Annotated in this window: 21 protein-coding genes and 4 pseudogenes; 14 read left to right on the forward strand and 11 right to left on the reverse strand. The window is 64.9% G+C overall.

The genetic code is table 11. The features are described from left to right. Window positions 1-33: 33 nt before the first annotated feature. Window positions 34-612 (reverse strand): peptide-methionine (R)-S-oxide reductase MsrB, encoded by a 579-nt coding sequence (gene msrB / locus DCN14_RS32690; RefSeq protein WP_096505842.1) that lies wholly within the window; start codon window positions 610-612, stop codon window positions 34-36. A 558-nt stretch (window positions 613-1,170) separates the two neighbouring features. Between msrB and DCN14_RS38840 the strand changes: the two are divergent. From DCN14_RS38840 to DCN14_RS32725, 8 genes and pseudogenes are all read left to right on the forward strand, one after another. Beyond that, a pseudogene (locus DCN14_RS38840) lies at window positions 1,171-1,266 on the forward strand (ABC transporter substrate-binding protein); the annotation flags it as partial. Between the two features lie 184 nt (window positions 1,267-1,450). Further along, window positions 1,451-1,786, forward strand: a complete 336-nt coding sequence (locus DCN14_RS32700; protein ID WP_096505844.1) for a metalloregulator ArsR/SmtB family transcription factor — start codon at window positions 1,451-1,453, stop codon at window positions 1,784-1,786. 23 nt (window positions 1,787-1,809) lie between these two features. Beyond that, entirely contained in the window at window positions 1,810-2,304 is a 495-nt protein-coding gene (locus DCN14_RS32705; protein WP_096506096.1) for an arsenate reductase ArsC, read from the forward strand. A 65-nt stretch (window positions 2,305-2,369) separates the two neighbouring features. Next, window positions 2,370-3,449 (forward strand): ACR3 family arsenite efflux transporter, encoded by a 1,080-nt coding sequence (arsB, locus tag DCN14_RS32710; RefSeq protein ID WP_096505846.1) that lies wholly within the window; start codon window positions 2,370-2,372, stop codon window positions 3,447-3,449. A gap of 21 nt (window positions 3,450-3,470) precedes the next feature. Next, a pseudogene (gene arsC, locus DCN14_RS38845) lies at window positions 3,471-3,758 on the forward strand (arsenate reductase (glutaredoxin)); the annotation flags it as partial. 126 nt (window positions 3,759-3,884) lie between these two features. Continuing rightward, window positions 3,885-4,607 carry an arsenical resistance protein ArsH gene (arsH, locus tag DCN14_RS38850; protein ID WP_240327498.1) on the forward strand — a complete coding sequence of 241 codons (723 nt, stop codon included), beginning with the start codon at window positions 3,885-3,887 and terminating at the stop codon, window positions 4,605-4,607. Between the two features lie 21 nt (window positions 4,608-4,628). Further along, the gene (gene arsN2 / locus DCN14_RS32720) at window positions 4,629-5,057 is read left to right on the forward strand and encodes an arsenic resistance N-acetyltransferase ArsN2 (protein WP_096505850.1); all 429 of its coding nucleotides are present in this window, start codon (window positions 4,629-4,631) and stop codon (window positions 5,055-5,057) included. Between the two features lie 549 nt (window positions 5,058-5,606). Continuing rightward, window positions 5,607-6,032 carry a MarR family transcriptional regulator gene (locus tag DCN14_RS32725; protein ID WP_096506098.1) on the forward strand — a complete coding sequence of 142 codons (426 nt, stop codon included), beginning with the start codon at window positions 5,607-5,609 and terminating at the stop codon, window positions 6,030-6,032. 216 nt (window positions 6,033-6,248) lie between these two features. On the opposite strand, the gene DCN14_RS38165 is transcribed toward DCN14_RS32725, so the two are convergent. Beyond that, window positions 6,249-6,551, reverse strand: coding sequence for a hypothetical protein (locus DCN14_RS38165; RefSeq protein WP_143331688.1), 303 nt, complete (start codon window positions 6,549-6,551; stop codon window positions 6,249-6,251). A gap of 195 nt (window positions 6,552-6,746) precedes the next feature. Here DCN14_RS38165 and DCN14_RS32730 point away from each other — a divergent pair. Together DCN14_RS32730 and DCN14_RS32735 are read left to right on the forward strand one after the other, a co-directional pair. Continuing rightward, a pseudogene (locus DCN14_RS32730) lies at window positions 6,747-6,905 on the forward strand (MFS transporter); the annotation flags it as partial. 81 nt (window positions 6,906-6,986) lie between these two features. Then, on the forward strand, window positions 6,987-8,306 hold the full coding sequence (locus DCN14_RS32735; protein WP_096505852.1) for a chloride channel protein: 1,320 nt from the start codon (window positions 6,987-6,989) through the stop codon (window positions 8,304-8,306). A 129-nt stretch (window positions 8,307-8,435) separates the two neighbouring features. Here DCN14_RS32735 and DCN14_RS32740 read toward each other — a convergent pair whose 3' ends face one another. From DCN14_RS32740 to atpD, 9 genes and pseudogenes are all read right to left on the reverse strand, one after another. Beyond that, window positions 8,436-9,293 carry a FoF1 ATP synthase subunit gamma gene (locus DCN14_RS32740; protein ID WP_096505854.1) on the reverse strand — a complete coding sequence of 286 codons (858 nt, stop codon included), beginning with the start codon at window positions 9,291-9,293 and terminating at the stop codon, window positions 8,436-8,438. Next, entirely contained in the window at window positions 9,290-10,795 is a 1,506-nt protein-coding gene (locus DCN14_RS32745; protein ID WP_240327501.1) for a F0F1 ATP synthase subunit alpha, read from the reverse strand. The genes DCN14_RS32740 and DCN14_RS32745 overlap by 4 nt, the downstream gene beginning before the upstream one ends. A 19-nt stretch (window positions 10,796-10,814) precedes the next feature. After that, window positions 10,815-11,567: a F0F1 ATP synthase subunit B gene (locus tag DCN14_RS32750; protein WP_096505858.1), complete on the reverse strand. Its 753-nt coding sequence runs from the start codon at window positions 11,565-11,567 to the stop codon at window positions 10,815-10,817. Window positions 11,568-11,576: 9 nt separating this feature from the next. Next, window positions 11,577-11,825 carry a F0F1 ATP synthase subunit C gene (locus DCN14_RS32755; RefSeq protein ID WP_096505860.1) on the reverse strand — a complete coding sequence of 83 codons (249 nt, stop codon included), beginning with the start codon at window positions 11,823-11,825 and terminating at the stop codon, window positions 11,577-11,579. After that, window positions 11,822-12,520: a F0F1 ATP synthase subunit A gene (locus tag DCN14_RS32760; RefSeq protein ID WP_096505862.1), complete on the reverse strand. Its 699-nt coding sequence runs from the start codon at window positions 12,518-12,520 to the stop codon at window positions 11,822-11,824. Before DCN14_RS32760 ends, DCN14_RS32755 begins: the two co-directional genes overlap by 4 nt. Then, the gene (locus DCN14_RS32765; protein ID WP_096505864.1) at window positions 12,517-12,801 is read right to left on the reverse strand and encodes an ATP synthase subunit I; all 285 of its coding nucleotides are present in this window, start codon (window positions 12,799-12,801) and stop codon (window positions 12,517-12,519) included. Before DCN14_RS32765 ends, DCN14_RS32760 begins: the two co-directional genes overlap by 4 nt. 3 nt (window positions 12,802-12,804) lie before the next feature. Beyond that, window positions 12,805-13,035: pseudogene (locus tag DCN14_RS32770) on the reverse strand (AtpZ/AtpI family protein); the annotation flags it as partial. 113 nt (window positions 13,036-13,148) lie between these two features. Further along, a complete protein-coding gene (locus DCN14_RS32775; protein WP_096505868.1) occupies window positions 13,149-13,607 on the reverse strand; it encodes a F0F1 ATP synthase subunit epsilon in 459 nt (152 codons plus the stop codon). After that, window positions 13,604-15,034, reverse strand: coding sequence for a F0F1 ATP synthase subunit beta (gene atpD, locus DCN14_RS32780; protein ID WP_096505870.1), 1,431 nt, complete (start codon window positions 15,032-15,034; stop codon window positions 13,604-13,606). The genes DCN14_RS32775 and atpD overlap by 4 nt, the downstream gene beginning before the upstream one ends. Window positions 15,035-15,336: 302 nt before the next feature. Between atpD and DCN14_RS32785 the strand changes: the two genes are divergently transcribed. The 4 genes from DCN14_RS32785 (at window position 15,337) to DCN14_RS32800 (ending at window position 17,408) form a co-directional block, all read left to right on the forward strand. Then, window positions 15,337-15,879, forward strand: coding sequence for a hypothetical protein (locus DCN14_RS32785; protein WP_240327487.1), 543 nt, complete (start codon window positions 15,337-15,339; stop codon window positions 15,877-15,879). Between the two features lie 143 nt (window positions 15,880-16,022). Beyond that, the gene (locus DCN14_RS32790) at window positions 16,023-16,496 is read left to right on the forward strand and encodes a universal stress protein (protein ID WP_096505872.1); all 474 of its coding nucleotides are present in this window, start codon (window positions 16,023-16,025) and stop codon (window positions 16,494-16,496) included. A 23-nt stretch (window positions 16,497-16,519) separates the two neighbouring features. Then, window positions 16,520-16,795, forward strand: coding sequence for a DUF1488 domain-containing protein (locus tag DCN14_RS32795; RefSeq protein ID WP_096505874.1), 276 nt, complete (start codon window positions 16,520-16,522; stop codon window positions 16,793-16,795). 178 nt (window positions 16,796-16,973) lie between these two features. After that, window positions 16,974-17,408, forward strand: a complete 435-nt coding sequence (locus DCN14_RS32800) for an Hsp20/alpha crystallin family protein (RefSeq protein WP_096505876.1) — start codon at window positions 16,974-16,976, stop codon at window positions 17,406-17,408. The last annotated feature ends 19 nt before the right edge of the window (window positions 17,409-17,427 follow it).

Raw genomic sequence — 17,427 nt, forward strand, 5'->3', positions numbered from 1 at the left:
TCCGGTCGTTCAGTTCAGGAAGGTGGCGGCGGCTCAGGCGGCGGCCGGGTGGAAGACGAGCGCGAGCCCGTTCATGCAGTAGCGCAGCCCGGTGGGCGGCGGGCCGTCGTCGAACACGTGGCCGAGATGGCCGCCGCAGCGGCGGCAGTGCACTTCGGTGCGCGCCATCCCGAACGACGTATCGACCTCGGTCGCGACCGCGTGGTCGAGCGGCTTCCAGAAGCTCGGCCAGCCGGTGTGGCTGTCGAATTTGGTGCTCGACGAGAACAGCGCGAGGCCGCAGCCGGCGCACGCGAACATGCCGTGGCGGTGCTCGTCGTTCAGCGGGCTGCTGTACGGCGGCTCGGTGCCGGCGTTGCGCAGCACCGTGTATTGGGCTGGCGTCAGGCGGCGGCGCCATTCGGCATCGCTGAGGGTGACTTCGAATGGGGCGGCCATCCGCGGGGCGGCCATCCGTGGGGCGGCCATTGGCTTGGCGGCGGGTTCGGCGCCGGCGGCCGGCGGCGCGGCGAACGCGCGGCCGACCAGCGCACGGCGGCCGATCGACGACAGCGCCGCGAGCGCGGCAAGGCCGGTGGCGCCGGCGAACAGCAGATCTCTACGGGTGGGCATGGCGGGCTCCTGAAAGCAGGTGCTGAAAACATGCGCACAGAGTAGGCAGCGGCCGGTGTCGAAGTCCTCACGGAAAGTTAAACGATTCGTGAGGTTCGCGGGGTTCCGTGGGGATGCGGTGGAATCTGTCGAAGCGCCGACTGGCACGGGCCTTCGAGCGGGTGAGCCGACGATGTTTGCCGAGCGCCGGTTCGCGCCGCGATTTTTAGTGTTCGTAGCGTTGCGTGGTGAGTCCGGACTTTGGCTTGCCGATCAAATCGGACCGGGACACGAGCGTTGTATGACTGCGGTAGCGAATCACACCGAGCGTCTGATGCGCATCGATAGGCGGATGAGTTTGCAAGCTGGCGCGACCGACGTGCGGTGCGCGTGTGGGCGCGGAAAGTTTGACAGTTTTTACGTAGAAACTTCAGGGGAAGAGTTGGAACGTGCGCGGTTGTGCAGTGAAAGAGGTGACGCACGCCATATGGTCGGGCCTTCATGTGCTGAACGAGGATGAACGTTTGCAGTGGAAATGGAGGCGTGACGGCGATGACGGGGACGAGGACACGTTGTGAGAATGGCAGTTATCGTAAGGTGCTCGGCCGCTGGAGCCTCGATGCCGAGGCGATCGACAGGTCGCTGACCAATCCGCCTGGATTGCCGAGGACGTGAACGCGTGACCGGCGCGCGTAGTGCGCTCGGTATGCCGGTATCGCTGCCTGGGCATTCGCGGAAGAGGTACCGAGACGCGGGCGGCGTGCGCGGCAGATTGTCGGGTGTGACGAGATGCGGTTGGCGGCCGCCGATCAACAGATTGGCGCTTACAAAGTTTCCATATTTCGATTATTATCGAAATATGGAAACGAACCAGACCATTGCCGCCCTTGCGGCACTCGCACACGAGTCCCGGCTCGCCGTGTTCCGCGCACTCGTGCAGGCGGGTCCGGAAGGCATGCCGGCCGGGCAGATTGCCACGTTGCTGGACGTGCCGCCGTCGTCGCTGTCCTTTCATCTGAAGGAACTGGCGCATGCGCAACTCGTCACCAGCCGCCAGGAAGGCCGCTTCGTCTTCTACTGCGCGAACTTCGCCACGATGAACGGCCTGCTGGCTTACCTCACGGAGAACTGTTGCGGCGGCAATCCGTGCTCGCCGGTGTCGGCATGCTCGCCGTCGGGCACCTGCCCATCCTGATGCGCATTCGCGTGCCTCCGCCCATGACGACGAACATCCTGATCCTCTGCACCCACAACTCGGCCCGCAGCGTGCTTGCCGAGGGCATGCTCAATCACTGGGCCGGGAAACTCGGCCGGGACGTGCGTGCCTACAGTGCCGGCAGCGCGCCGAGCGGCCGTCTCAATCCGTTTGCGCTGGAAGCACTGACGAACGCCGGCGTGGACGTCAGCGGCTATCGCAGCAAGAGCTGGGACGAATTCGTCGGCGACGCTGCGCCTGAAATGCGCGTCGTCGTGACGGTGTGCGACAGCGCGGCATCCGAGACCTGTCCGTACTGGCCCGGGAGTCCCGTCAAGGTTCACTGGGGCTATGCCGATCCGTCGAATGCGGCGGGCGGCGACGAAGGCAAGCGTCTCGCGTTCGAACTGACGCGGCAAGCGGTCGGCTATCGGATGCTGCAGTTGCTGGCGCTGCCGCTCGACCGCATGAGTCATGCCGAACTCCAGGCAGCGCTGATCGAAATTTCGCAGAACTGACCGTGCACTGGACGGCCCGCGCGAAAAGCACGGCCGCCAACGACTTCGGGAATGAACACTGTCAAATGAATAGACCCAACGTGACGTCGCCGGCCACGGCCGCCGCAGCCGCGAAATCCGCCATCAACTTCTTCGAGCGCTACCTGAGCGTTTGGGTCGCGTTGTGCATCGTCGCCGGGATCGCGCTCGGCCAGGTGCTGCCCGGCCTGTTCCGGCAGATCGGCCGGATGGAGTACGCACAGGTCAATCTGCCGGTCGGGCTGTTGATCTGGGTGATGATCATCCCGATGCTGGTCAAGGTCGACTTCGGTGCATTGCATGAAGTGCGTCAGCACGTCAAAGGCATCGGCGTCACGCTCATCGTGAACTGGCTCGTCAAGCCGTTCTCGATGGCGTTCCTCGGCTGGCTGTTCGTCCGCCACCTGTTTGCGCCGTTGCTGCCGGCGGACCAGCTCGACAGCTACATCGCAGGGCTGATCCTGCTGGCGGCCGCGCCTTGCACGGCGATGGTGTTCGTCTGGAGCCGGCTGACGGGAGGCGATCCGCTGTTCACGTTGTCGCAGGTCGCGCTGAACGACAGCATCATGGTGATCGCATTCGCGCCGCTGGTCGGGCTGCTGTTGGGGATGTCGGCGATCTCGGTGCCGTGGGCGACGCTGCTCACGTCGGTCGTGCTCTACATCGTGATTCCGGTGATCCTCGCGCAGATCTGGCGCAAGGTGTTGCTCGCGAAGGGGCAGGCGGCGTTCGATGCGGCAATGGCGAAGATCGGCCCGTGGTCGATCGCCGCGCTGCTCGCCACGCTCGTGTTGCTGTTCGCGTTCCAGGGCGAAGCGATCCTGAAGCAGCCGCTGGTGATCGCGCTGCTCGCGGTGCCGATCCTGATCCAGGTGTTCTTTAATTCGGCGCTGGCCTACTGGCTCAACCGCGCGGTCGGCGAGAAGCACAACATCGCATGCCCGTCGGCGCTGATCGGCGCGTCGAACTTCTTCGAACTGGCCGTCGCGGCCGCGATCAGCCTGTTCGGTTTCCATTCCGGCGCGGCGCTGGCCACTGTCGTCGGCGTGCTGATCGAAGTGCCGGTCATGCTGCTGGTGGTGCGTATCGTGAACCAGTCGAAGCGCTGGTACGAGTGCCGCGCTTGATCAGAACACAGGACGCTCGACATGACTGCCATCACGATTTACCACAACCCCGGCTGCGGCACGTCGCGCAATACGCTGGCGCTGATTCGTAACAGCGGCGAAGAGCCGATCGTTATCGAGTACCTCGAGACGCCGCCGTCGCGTGAAACGCTAGTCAAGCTGCTGGCCGACGCGGGCCTGACCGTACGCGAGGTGCTGCGCGAGAAGGGCACGCCTTATGCGGAACTCGGCCTTGGCGATCCGAAGTGGACCGATGCGCAGTTGCTCGATTTCATCGGGCAGCATCCGATTCTGATGAATCGACCCATCGTGGTCACGCCGATCGGCACGAAGCTTTGCCGGCCGTCGGAAGCCGTCCTGGACATACTGCCGAACCCGCAGAAAGGGCCGTTCACCAAGGAAGACGGCGAGGTCGTGATCGATCGGAGGGCAAGCGTGTCTGAGCAATTGAAAGACCTGCCGCAACTCGACCCGACGCTGTTTCGCGTGCCGGATGCCGATCGATTGCGGCCAGCGACACCGTCGACACATCCGCCGCGGTTTCTGCTTCTGTACGGCTCGCTCCGTGAGCGCTCGTTCAGCCGCTTGCTGATCGAGGAAGCCGCACGTCTGCTCACGGCGATGGGTGCGCAGGTGCGCGTGTTCAATCCGAGCGGCCTGCCGCTGCCCGACGACGCGCCCGAGAGTCATCCGAAGGTGGTCGAGCTGCGCGAACAGGTGATGTGGTCGGAAGGGATGGTCTGGTGCTCGCCGGAACGGCACGGTGCGATGACCGGGATCATGAAGTCGCAAATCGACTGGATTCCGCTGTCGGTCGGCGCAGTCCGGCCGACGCAGGGCAAAACGCTTGCGGTGATGCAAGTCAGCGGCGGATCGCAGTCTTTCAACGCCGTGAACCAGATGCGCGTGCTGGGGCGCTGGATGCGCATGCTGACCATCCCTAACCAGTCGTCGGTCGCCAAGGCGTTCGCCGAATTCGACGAAACCGGCCGAATGAAGCCGTCGTCCTATTACGATCGTGTTGTCGACGTCATGGAGGAGCTGGTCAAATTTACTTTGCTGACGCGGGATATCGGCCCCTATCTGGTCGACCGGTACAGCGAGCGGAAGGAAAGCGCCGAGGCACTGTCGAAGCGCGTGAATCAGCGGCGTATCTAGAATCCCGTCCAAGGAGTACAAGTGGAGATCCGTCCCGCCACGGTCAACGACCTGACGTCGATTGAAGCCCTGCTGCATCGATGCGGTCTGCCCGTCGTCGGCGTGAGCGACCATGTGCGGAATTGCGTGGTCGCGATGGAAGGCCCGACGATGTGCGGATGCGGTGGCTTTGAGCATTATGGCGACGCCGCACTTTTGCGCTCGATTGCCGTGGCGGAACATGCGCGCGGCGCTGGTTTGGGGCGGCGTATCGTGGCCCGGTCGATCACCGCGTGTCGTTTGCTGCACGTTCGGTCCCTCGTGCTCCTCACAACGACGGCGGAGGACTATTTCGCCCGTCTTGGTTTCGTGTGCGTCGCACGCGATGACGTACCGCCGCTGGTGCGGACGTCGAGCCAATTCCAGGGAGTATGTCCGGGGTCGGCCGTTTCGATGCTGCGGGTTTTGTAGTCTTCGACGCCGGCGCCGGCAGAGCGACGCGACGCTTCAGATGGCTGGAATGACCATGAACCGCGTGGCGAAGGCGAGGCACCCTGCCGCGGCGAGCACACCCGGGCGTTGGTCGGTTACCACCTGAACCGGTCGCCCGCCAACCTGGCGTGCGCGCCCTGACCGCCGAGGTGATACGTCGCGCTCGGGATGTAGACCGGGGTGGACGTCGACGCGCTTGCCGCCTGCCGGCGGACGTTCGGTATGAAGCCTGACCACGCCCGCGAATTGCCCACATGCAGTATATTCCGCGCCGGGACAACGACGTGGCTGGCCGTTCCTGCATGTGGGCTTGTCGAATGACCGGGCTGTACGATGGCCAGGGCGACCAGCAGCGGTATCGAAATGCCGTCCACTTCTCCTCACTGATTCAGGTTGATCGGATCAATCCACGCAGCAATCGGAGTAGCAACTGATGAAAGCACTTTGCTCTACCCGTCACGCGTGCCTGTATTTTAGGTCACGTGATGACATGATTCCAGAAAACTCCCGGTGTTCCCGGAGTTCGTGATGGCGGCAAGCAATCGAAAGGCCGGCGCAAGCGCCACGAAACACGACCTCGAGCAGCTATCCGAATTTCGCTACCGGCTGCGGCGATTTCTGCGTTTCTCGGAGGAAATCCTGCGTGCCGAGGGGCTGACACCGTTGCAATACATGCTGATGCTGCACACCTGTGCGTTTCCGGACCGCTCGTGGGCGACAGTCGGCGAGATTGCCGAGCGGTTGCAGGCATCCTCGCACGGCACGGTTGCGCTCGTCACACGCTGTGAAGCAGCAGGGCTCGTCCGGCGCCAGACGAGCGAGCAGGATCGACGGCAAGTGGAGATCCATCTGACGGAAAAAGGGGCGGATTGCTTGCGCAAGGTCGCGGCGTTGCACAAGTCGGAAATCCAGTCGTTCGGCTGGGCTTTCCAGGACGTCACCGATATCAACTGAACGCGCGACAACGACGTGCGCGGATTCGCCGCGACGGCCGATACCTGCCGGTTGTCGCAATAACGGGCAGCGCGGGAGAACGAACGCGCACGCCACAAGGGGAGGGCGTTTGCAAGGCGCGGCATATGAGCACGACCTCGAGCGTCAATCTGAAAGGCACGCTCCGGCGTGACGCCGGAATCATCGTCGTCGCATGCGCCGGGCCATCTCGCACGATCATCCGTCGGTGACGCGCGGCGCGCTCGCGCAACGCAATTTCATCGCGATCGCGCCGGGTGAAGCGCATGCCGGCAACGGGGCAGCATGCAACTCGGCGTCGAACTGGCCGGTTTGCGTCGGCGCCTTGCGGTGGCCCTGCATAGCGATGAATGGACGGAAGTGTTGGAGCGAGCGTCGGCGCCGCTGCCGGACGCACAGTGAACGGCGCTGCTCCATTGTGACGGGCGACGGAGTTTCGTAAATGAACTGAAGGGCGATTCGAAAGATTTTCCCGGTCACATGGATCGTCAAAGCGATCACCGCTATCAGATCGGGAGAAATGTCACATCGTGACTAGTTGCCATGTTACGATGCGAAAATTCTGCGGAATCATGAATTCGGATGTGCTTCCGCAGCTCACGTCGCTCGACGTCCGGTCGTTCCGATACGATATGAAAGGCCGGGGCGAGCTTCTTGAACCCGGCTGTCCAGCCGGTTTTTTTTGTCCGTTGTCGGGCCACGGGCGTCTACGACACCACGCAGCCGATCGGGCTCGCGCTCGGCGGCATCGCGTTCGGCTGGCTGCCGAAGCAAGGCGGCCCGAACAGGGTGTTTCTGATGTGTGCCGGCGTGGTTGCGGTATGGCTGGCGATCGCACTCAGCATCTCAGCATGAATGCCGCCGCAGCAGCGAACCTGAACGATCCGGACATCGCTTGAAAATGCAAAAGACTGACGAGTGGGTAGGGGGAGACCGATGAGCCGCATTTCCGCGCTCGCGGATCGACGCGCGCTGCTGCATGCGCGGCGTCTGTGGCTTCACTATGGCGTGTTCTGGCTGGGTGCGGTGGCGGTCGGCCTCGTAGCGGTGCTTTACGCGAAGCTGATCGATTTCGGCTATGCGGTGTTTCTGGGCTACGCGGCCCGACACGCATGGTTGCCGCTGATCGTCACGCCGCTGATCGGTGCGGTTACGGTCTGGCTGACGCGGCGGTTCTTCGACGGCGCGGAGGGAAGCGGCATTCCACAGGTGATTGCCATGCTGCATGCCCCAGGCAACACGGCCGCGCGGTTGCTCAAGTTCCGGATCCTGATCGGGAAGATACTCGTCTCGTTCCTGGCCATTCTCGGCGGGTTCACGATCGGTCGCGAAGGCCCGACGATTCACGTCGGCGCCGCGCTCATGTTCAACCTGCGGAAGTTCTATCCGAAGCGGTTTCGTGCGATTCGCCCCGGCGTGCTCGAGCACCGGCTGGCCCTTGCGGGCGCGGCAGCAGGCCTTTCCGCCGCGTTCAATGCACCGCTCGCCGGTGTCGTGTTCGCGATTGAGGAACTCACGAGAAGCTTCGAACAACGAACGAGTGGCGTGCTGATCACGGCGATCATCTTCGCCGGTATCGTGTCGCTCGGCATTCAGGGCAACTACGTTTATTTCGGCACGATCGACGTCGGGGCGCGCCTGCCCCAGTCGCTGGCGCTTGCGGTCGTGCTCATCGGCGCGATCGCGGGCGTCATGGGCGGAATCTTCTGCTGGTTGTTGCTCAACACGCGACGCTGGATGCCGCGCGGGCTTCAGGATTTTCGTGCCGGTCAGCCCGTGCTGTTCGGGGCAGCGTGCGGGCTGGTCGTCGCGGTCGTCGGCGTTGCGACGCACGGCCATACGTTCGGCAGCGGATACGCAGAAGCCCGCGGCATGCTCGAAAGCCACACGGACGTGAGCGTCCTGTACCCGGTGTTCAAGATGGTTTCGATGATCGGCTCGTACCTGCCCGGCGCGCCGGGCGGCCTGTTTGCCCCGTCGCTCGCGATCGGCGCAGGGATCGGCAACACGCTGCATATCCTGTTCTCGGGAATGCAACTGCAGATGCTGATCGCGCTCGGGATGGTCGGCTATCTGGCCGCGGTGACGCAGAGCCCGATCACGGCGTTCGTGATCGTCATCGAGATGATCAACGGCCACGCCCTGGTCATTTCGTTGATGGCCACGGCGCTGATCGCCAGCCGCGTGTCGCGATTCTTTGCGCCGCCGCTGTACGAAGCGTTGTCGACACGCTATTTTCCCGCTGACCACCGATGATCTTCGAGGCCTGGTTCCAGGGTCAGCCAAGGTAGCCGATCGGGCAGAAACGTAAAGGTCTCGATGTCGTCGTTGTTTTTCAGTGGTCGACGAGCGAGCTCGAACAGGCCATCGCGATCCCGCGGCGAATCATGAGGCGAAGCTCCCGTCGACGGTCGATAGTTCAACGATCTCGGCAGTGATCTGCTCCTGCCTCAAACGGTGATAGTCCCGGTTCAGTCGCTGTGCCGTGTCGTCGATATTGCGTTTCGCCGCGATCATCGCGCGCATGCGCGCTTCGTTCTCCGCGGCGAACGACAGGATGATGGCTTCGCAAACCTGCGTGTAGACATATTCCTCGGCCAGGCTTTCCTGCAGTTGCCGGACCGGGAGCGTGACGACTGGCGGGAAAGGGCGCGTGGCCGGCGCGAATCGCCGGAAATCGAAGGGCAGCAGCGAGGTGGCCTGGATAGCCGATTCGCCGATCGCTTGCGGCGCGCCGTACACGAGCGTGACATGCGAGGCGTTTCCGTGCCGCAAACGGACGTACAGCGTGTCGATGATTTTCGCTGCAAGATCGGACACGGCGTCGGCGTGAACGATCATCTCCGACGACCACGCGACGGGCAGATTGAGTGCGTCGGCTGCAATTCTCGCGCGATCGCCGATGACGAAGTACTCGACTGCGCCGGTCGCCGGCGGGCGGATCGCCTGAAACACACGTTGGTTGTACGTGCCGACGAAGCCGTGTTCCGCGCCGATAACGATATAGACATGGGTGTCGCCCGGCAGCGGCGATCCCGGGCTCTCCTGCGGCTCTCGCACCGCAATGCTCATCGCGTCGGCGATCGCAAGGCCGATCAGATCGGCGCATGCGCGGATGCCCGGCAGGCGTGCGAGTGCTTCTCGCGTTCGTGTCGCCGCGATGCCGCGCATCGCGCTCACCACGGATTCCAGTTCGCGGACCGTACCCAGCCGGTTCTGGACATCTCCGAGCCTGTTGCTCATTGGGCGCTCCGGATTGGCGCGGACTGCGGCACGAGCTCGCGGACGATTCGAACGAGCGCCGTGCGGTCATCGGGTGACACGTCGTCGCCGGCAGTGAGCATCGGCTCGAGCCTTGTCGCGATGCCGGTCGAATCGAGGCGGGCGGGAAGGGCGGCTCGCACCGCGGCGATCGCCGACGGTGCGCACGCATCGAATACGCCGTCGGCCAGCGCAAACAGCAACGCGATCTCGCCGATCGGGCGTAGCGGCGCGAATCGCGGTTGCGCAATCAATGCGCGAATGCGTTCCCCACGCGCGATCTGGGCCTTGATTCTCGTATCGCTGAGCCCGCCGAAGCGCGTGAACATCTCGAGCTCGAGAAACTGCGCGTAATCGAGTCGCAACCTTCCCGATGCGGCTCTCAGTGCCGGCAACTGGGCCTTTCCGCCCACCCGGCTGATGCTGAGTCCGACGTCGATAGCCGGGCGCTGGTTGGCGGCGAACAGGTGGGTGTCGAGCACGATCTGCCCGTCGGTAATCGAGATCAGATTGGTCGGAATGTACGCGGCGAGATTCCCCGCGTCGGTTTCCGCAATGGGCAGCGCGGTCAACGAACCGCCGCCGCGCTCCGCGGACAGCTTGGCGGCGCGTTCGAGCAGGCGGGCATGCAGATAGAAGATATCGCCCGGATAGGCCTCTCGCCCGGGCGGATCGCGTGCCAGCAACGCCAGCTCGCGATGGGTTGCGGCGTGCTTGGCGAGATCGTCGATGACCACGAGCGCGTGCTCGCCCCGATCCCGGAAGTATTCCGCGATGCTGAACGCGGCAAACGGCGCGATCCATTGCAGGCCGGGCGGATCGGCCGCCGATGCGACGACGAAGATACAGCGTTCCGGTGCGCCGTGCTGTCGAACCGCATCGATCACGCGTTCGACTGCCGTGGCCCGCTGGCCGATCGCCACGTACACGCAGATCATGTCGGAATGCTTCTGGTTGACGATCGCGTCGACCGCGATGGACGTCTTGCCCGTTGCCCGGTCGCCGATGATCAGCTCGCGCTGTCCGCGGCCGATCGCGAACAGCGCATCGATCAGGAGGATGCCCGTTTCGACCGGTTGAGCGACCGCGGCGCGTTCGATGATCGACGGCGCGGCGCGTTCGATCGGAAGCGACGACGGACATTTCGGCGGCTGGCCGCGATCGAGCGGCCTCCCGAGCGGATCGACGACGCGCCCGAGCAGGTTCGGGCCAACCGGCACTTCGACGACGCGGCCGGTGCCCGAGACGCATGTACCGGCGGAAATGCCGCTCCCGTCGTCGAGCAACACGCAATCGAGCGTGTCGACGTCCAGCTTGAGCGCGAAGCCGAACCGTCCTCCGTCGAACCGCAGCAGCTCGTTCAGGCGAACGTGCGGAAGGCCGCTCACCCGTGCAATGCCGTCGGCGATGTGCTCGACGCGCCCGACGGATTCCGCCCGCGGTGCGAGATTCAGCGCCGCCAGCACGGCTCTTCCGTCCGTCAGCCACGCGTCGTCGGGGCCGTCACGCGTTTCGTTCGTCGCCATGGGAAATGAGGTCGCTTGTCAGGGATGCCAGGCTATGCCGAAAGCTGTTTCGCACGATGACGTGCGGCGCGACAAGTTCGAGTCCTGCAATCAAGGCAGGATCGACGTCCGCGTGCAGCGGCATGTCGTGTCCCAACGCCGTTGCGAGCGTCGAGCGGCACCGGGCCAGCTCGTCGTCGCTCAACGTACGCGGGGCGATCAGGCGAAGCATTTCGCCGTCGCGGCCGAGGCGTGCGCGATCCTCCGCAGGCAGTGCCCGGACGGCTTCGGCGAGCGGCTCGATGAAGCCTTCCACCAGCGAGCTGGCCGGGAGTGTCCCGAGCAACCGGGCCGCGATGTCGATCGCAAACCGGCTGGCCCGTGCCGCGTTGGCCCGCCGTGCGTCTTGCTGCATCGCTGCGACTGCAGCCTCGCCGGCGCCTCTCAGCGTATCGGCCTGGGCGCGGGCGTCGGCGAGCAGCGATGCCTTGACGCGCTCGGCCTCGGCCGCGGCTGCACGCATTCGCTCCAGGCGCGTGGCGTCCTGTGCGGCAAGGTCGTTGGCCGCCCGGTCGCGATCCTGCTGCGCCGCATCGCGGGCGGCCGCTGCATCCTGCATCAGCCGCGCCGCGGCCTGCTGACGATCCGCGATGATCTTCGCGACCGGCTTGAACAGAAAGCGCGACAGCAGCCAGACCAGAACGAGGACGTTGATCGTCTGGAAGGCGAATGTCCACCAGTCGATTCGCATGGCGACGGCCTACCGGGTAAACGGATTGGCGAACAGAACGAGCAGGGCGATCACGAGACAATAGATCGCCATGGTTTCGATCATCGCCAGGCCGACGAACAACGTTCGCGAAATCGTGCCGGCCGATTCCGGCTGGCGCGCCAATGCGTCCATCGCGGCAGCGACGGCGCGGCCCTCGGCCAGCGCGGGGCCGATTGCGCCGAAGGAAACGGCGATGGCGGCCGCGGCGATGCTTGCCAGTTGAATCCAGTCGTTCATGATGCTCCTTGCCGTGGATGTGATGCGGGCGCGCCTTCGCCGCCGAGCGCGGCGCCGATGAACACTGCTGCGAGTACGGTGAAGATGTACGCCTGAACCGTGCCCGTCAGCAGGTCGAGCGCCATGAGCGGAATCGGAACCAGCAGGCCCGCGAGCGACAGTACGATGCCGATCACGAACACGCCGCTCATGACGTTGCCGAACAGGCGCACGATCAGTGAAAAGGTCCGGGTTATCTGCTCGACCAGATTCAGCGGAATCATGATCCAGGTCGGTTGTGCGAACGATGCGAGATATCGGGCGAGCCCGCGTTCGCGGATGCCGTAGAGCACCGTCGACACGAAGACGACACCGGCGAGGGCGGCGTCGGTTTCAAGATGGGCGGTAGGAGGCTCGACACCCGGGATCAGGCCGGACCAGTTGCAAGCCAGGATGAACAGGAACAACGTCCCGAGCAACGCCCGGCAGCGCGCGGGTTCAACCTGCATCGTGTCCTGCAGCTGGCTGTCGAGCGTCGAGACGAACAACTCGGCCGCCGTCTGGAGTTTGCCCGGGGTCAGCGACAGTTGCCGGCGCAACGTTATCGAGGCGACGGCAATGAGCGTCATCAGCGCCCAGGTGATTGCCACCGGCGTCGAGACGGGCACTGCCCCGATGTGAAACAGCGGTTCGGTCACGAGGGGGGAATGCATCATGACGCGCCTCCCGGCGACCGGATCATCACGCGGCGAGCGAGCATGATGCCGGCGAGGCCGCTCAGCAACGCGGCGGCTCCAATGTGCGCGAGGCCGAACAGCACCAGGGCGAGCATGCCGAAACGAACGAGATGCACGATGGTGGCGATGCCGAATGCATTGCGCACATACCAGCGGGCGCTGGCGAGTAGCGATGCGAAATAGGCCAGGCCGATGACGCCGCCGGTTATGCCGCCCGCGGCAGCCTGGAGGGGAATCGACAACGTCTGGATCGGCATCATGTATCAGCTCCCTGGACCCTGGCGATGCATCCAGCGCCATGCGGACCACAGACCGAACGCCGCGCCCAGCATCAGCAGCGGCGCGGAGAAGAACACGCCGGTATGAAAGTGCCGGTCGAGCCAATGCCCCAGCCATAACGCCAGCAAGGCCGGAATCACGATCATCCAGCCAAGCATGCCGATCTGCCCGAGTCTGGCGCCCAGTGTCGGCTCCGGCACGTCGCGTGCCTGCCTGTCTCGCCGGACGGCGCGTTGCGCGGTCTCTTCGAGCACCGGTGCGTCGGGCTCCCGCGTTTTCGCCTCCGGCCCGGGCCGCGCAGGCGAATTCCTTCTTCGGGGCTTACCGCTCATGGCCGGCCCCCCTCGTTTGTCCCGTCCGCACGTCCGGCCGCGTCCGCCGTGCCGGGGCGCAGATACTTCAGGATCTGCCGAATGGCCTGGGTATTGAGGCGCGTTTGCTCGACCCGCACTCTACGCGCCGCATCGAGACGCGCCGCGCGCGTTTCACGGACGCGTGTTTCCAGCGTCTCGAGCGCATCGCCGAGTTCGCCGTCACGGCACGCGATACGGATGTCCTTGCCGTTGACGATCCGCAACACGCCGCCGCTTACCGCACAGAACCTGCGCGTGCCGTCTGCGGTGCGCCAACGCATGACACAGGGCGACAGCACGGTCAGAAAATCCGTATGCCCGGGCAGCACACCGAAACTGCCGGTTGCGTCCTCCGCACGGAAGGCGACGACCTCCGGCGTATCGACCAGCATCCCGGCGGGCGTCGCGATGCTCAGGTGAAGCACCGTGCTCATGATGTTGCCCGCTCCCGCTCGCGGGCTTCGTCGAGCGTCCCGATCATGTACAGCGATTGTTCCCGCCATGCGTCGCATTCGCCGTCGAGAATGGCGCGGCATCCCGCGACGGTGTCGTCGACCGCGACCGAGCGGCCCGGCACCCCCGTGAACGCTTCGGTGACGGCGAACGGCTGGGTCAGAAACCGCTGCAGACGGCGGGCCCGGCCGACGATCAGGCGGTCGTCCGCGCCCAGCTCCTCGATGCCGAGCAGCGAGATGACATCCTGCAGCTCGCGGTAGTGCTCGATCGTGCGCCGCACGTCGGTCGCGACCTGAACGTGTTCGGCGCCGACCACCAGCGGATCGAGCAGGATCGATGACGACGTGATCGGATCGATCGCCGGATACATGCCTTCGGCGGCCATCGTGCGCGACAGGACGACCATGCTGTCGACGTGCGCGGCGATGGTCGTGACGGCAGGGTCCGTGAAATCGTCCGCCGGAACGTAGACGGCCTCGATCGCCGTGATCGAGACGCCGCCGACGGACACGATGCGCTCCTGCAACGCCGCCACTTCGCTTGCCAGGGTCGGCTGATAGCCGACGCGTGACGGGAGCCGGCCGAGCAAGCCCGACACTTCGGCGCCGGCCTGGACGAAGCGGAATACGTTGTCCATCAGGAGCAGCACGTTCTGGCGCTGTTCGTCGCGAAAGTGCTCGGCGACGGTCAGGGCCGTCAGCGGAACGCGCCAGCGGGCGCCCGGGGGTTCGTTCATCTGGCCGTACACGAGCACGGTTTTCGGCAGCACACCGGAATGCTGCATGTCCATCAGCAGTTCGTGGCCTTCTCGCGAGCGCTCCCCGACACCGGCGAACACCGATATTCCGTTGTAGCGCTCGACCATCGCGTGAATCAGCTCCATGACGAGCACGGTCTTGCCCACGCCGGCGCCGCCGAACATCGCCGCTTTGCCGCCCCGGGCGAGCGGGGCGAGGAGATCGACGACCTTGATGCCCGTCGCGAAGATGCCGGTTGCGCTGTCCTGTGAGGACAACGCCGGCGGCGGTTGATGGATGGGGCGGCGCTGGACGTCGGCCGGCAGCGGTTCGCCCCGGTCGCCCGGCGCGCCCATCACGTCGATCAGGCGTCCGAGTACGGCGTTGCCGACCGGAACCGAGATCGGCCGACAGGACGCCTGCGCCGATGCGCCTCTCGGCAATCCGCTGGTCGACTGCATCGCCAGTGCGCGGACGGTCTGCTCATCGAGGTGGGCTTGTACTTCCGCAACGATCGCACTGCCGCCGTCGACTTCGATCGAGATCGCGGTGTCCACCGGCGGCAACGAGCCCGCCGCGAACGCGAGATCGACGACTGCGCCGCGCACCGCGACGACGCGTCCGGGAAGCTGCGGGCTGGAGACACTGCCGATCGATGCGGTGTTCATCGGTTGTTGTCGGTGTTGGAGGGCGCCCGTGCACGGGTCGGTGCAGTCCGGAGCCGGGTCGCGGGAAAAGGCCACGGCCAATTTTTACTGCGGCGCATCCTGTCGACGATTGATCGTGATCAAGGAGCGTGTCGGCGGGCCGGCCGGGAGGCGGGGATGTGGACGGTCACGCCGGCATGCCGGCGTGACTCGGCAATCGGCGCGCGATTGACGCAGGACAACCGCATTCGGCAGGCCGGCGATACAGTCGATTCGGACGCTTGCGCAACGCGGGCGGCACGGGTCGTCACGACATGGCCGGAATGACGTCGGGCGCGATCGTGCTGCCGGACTGCAGGCGGACCTCATGGCTCTGCGAGGCATTGGCGATGAAACAACGGGTGTTGGCTGCGAGCGCCCTGCTCGTGCTGGGGGCATGTGCCGGAGTCGGGCAGGGCGCGACATTCAGGTCGACTGAAACGCGCTTGCTCGCGGCACGGCAGGCTGCGGCGCTGCAGTGTTCGACGCCATCCGGATGCGACCGTGCGTGGAAGCTCGCACGCCGCTACGTCGAAGCGCATTCGTCGACCCGCATCACGCGCTTCGGTGCAGACCGGATCGAAACAGCACAACCGTATCTCGCCGGGGAAGTCTATCTGTGGGCGTCTCGCGTGGCGTCGGGCGACGGCGGCGCGGTGATCCGGCTCAAGGCCATGTGCAAGGGCATGTATGACAGCGATGGCGGCCCGGGCTGGCAATACGATGCGTGCGCGATGAAAATCATCGAGATCGAACAAGGCTTCCAGTCGTATGGGAAGCCGCCGCATGCACCGGAAACGCCGACGCAACCGGTTGAGCCTCGATAACCCGGCGCTCTCGTCTCGCCCCAGGGCCGGTTTCATTGCGTTTTCAAACCATTGACTTCCGTCAACGCCGGTTTCCCGCGCGCGCCGATGATGAAAACATATCCGGACGCCGCCGGCGCGTCGGATCATCCAGCGAGGTCGGTATGTACACGAACATCATGGTCGCCGTGGACGGTAGTCCTTCATCGAACCGGGCGCTCGACGAAGGCTTGAAGATGGCCGGATCGTGCGGCGCGCGCCTGTTCGCCGTTTTCGTCGTCGACAAGTCGTTGCTGATCACGTATGCCGGGCGACTGGACCCGGACGCGCTGCTCGACGAAGTCCGGCGGGACGGCGCGGCGGTTCTGCGAAACGCGGAACGAACCATCTCGCATGCGGCAGTCAACGGCGAGACGGAAATCGTCGAAACCGAACTCGGTCAGGATATCGCCGAGCGGCTGCAGCGCTATGTCGCGGATCGTTCGATCGATCTGGCCGTGATCGGAACGCACGGACGACGCGGTGTGCGGCGGCTGCTCCTCGGCAGTGTCGCCGAACGCTTCCTGCGCGGATCGAGTTGTCCGGTACTGCTCGTGCGCAGTCACGATGCCGCGCCTGCCGCCGTGGCGGCGGCCTAGCGTCGCGCCGCAGGGTGACCGTCATGCAGATATCCTTTCCCGTCGAACATCCGACGTACTGCGGCCTGGACCTGGCGCTGGCCTTTCCGGCGCTCGTCGAAGGCCGCCGCGTGCGATGCGCGATCACCGCGGAGGCGCTGGAAGACCACTTCCGTGCGGCATCGCCCCGCGAGCAGGATCTCGTCGACGCCTTTGCACGACATCGTCCCGCCATCGAGCGGGCGGCACGCTGCCTGCTCGAGGAAGTCGGCGGGCGGCCGATCCTGCTTCATAGCGGTTATTTCCGGTTCTGTACGTAATCGGCTGTCGCCTTTGACCCGCATCAAGCACGTACTGGTGCGGGCAGGTACGCTGGACTTCGAAAGATCATTCGTCCCTTGCGCGGCATGCGGTGCCGCGCCATCCGATCTCCATTGCGGCCCATGCTGTCGGGACGAAAGCGGCGGCCGCATGTCATCTGTATGAGGAGTGCGAATCATGAGCAACATGACGCGTTACGACCCGTTTTCGATCGAACCCGTGTCCGACCTGTTTCAGGGGTTGTTCAGGCCGCTGCGCGGCATGGCGCTGGCCGACCAGCCGGATCTCGAGTCGATGAAGATCGACGTGACGGAAAGTGACGACGCCTACAAGGTCAATGCGGAACTGCCCGGCGTTGCGAAGGAGGACATCGACATCGAAGTCAAGGGCTCGACCGTATCGATCAACGCAAAGGTCGAGCGCAACCGCGAACAGAAGGACGGCGAGCGGGTGATTCGGCGCGAACGCTACAGCGGTGCGATCAGCCGGTCGTTTTCCCTTTCCGCCGAAATCGACGACGCGAACGCGACGGCGACCTATCTGGATGGCGTGCTGTCGCTGACATTGCCGAAGAAGGCGCCGGTCGGGCAGAAGAAGCTGGCGATCAGTTGAGCGGATGACGGGCAACGGG

Origin of the sequence: Burkholderia sp. IDO3 (genome assembly GCF_003366075.1) — a bacterium.
GTDB lineage: Bacteria > Pseudomonadota > Gammaproteobacteria > Burkholderiales > Burkholderiaceae > Burkholderia > Burkholderia anthina.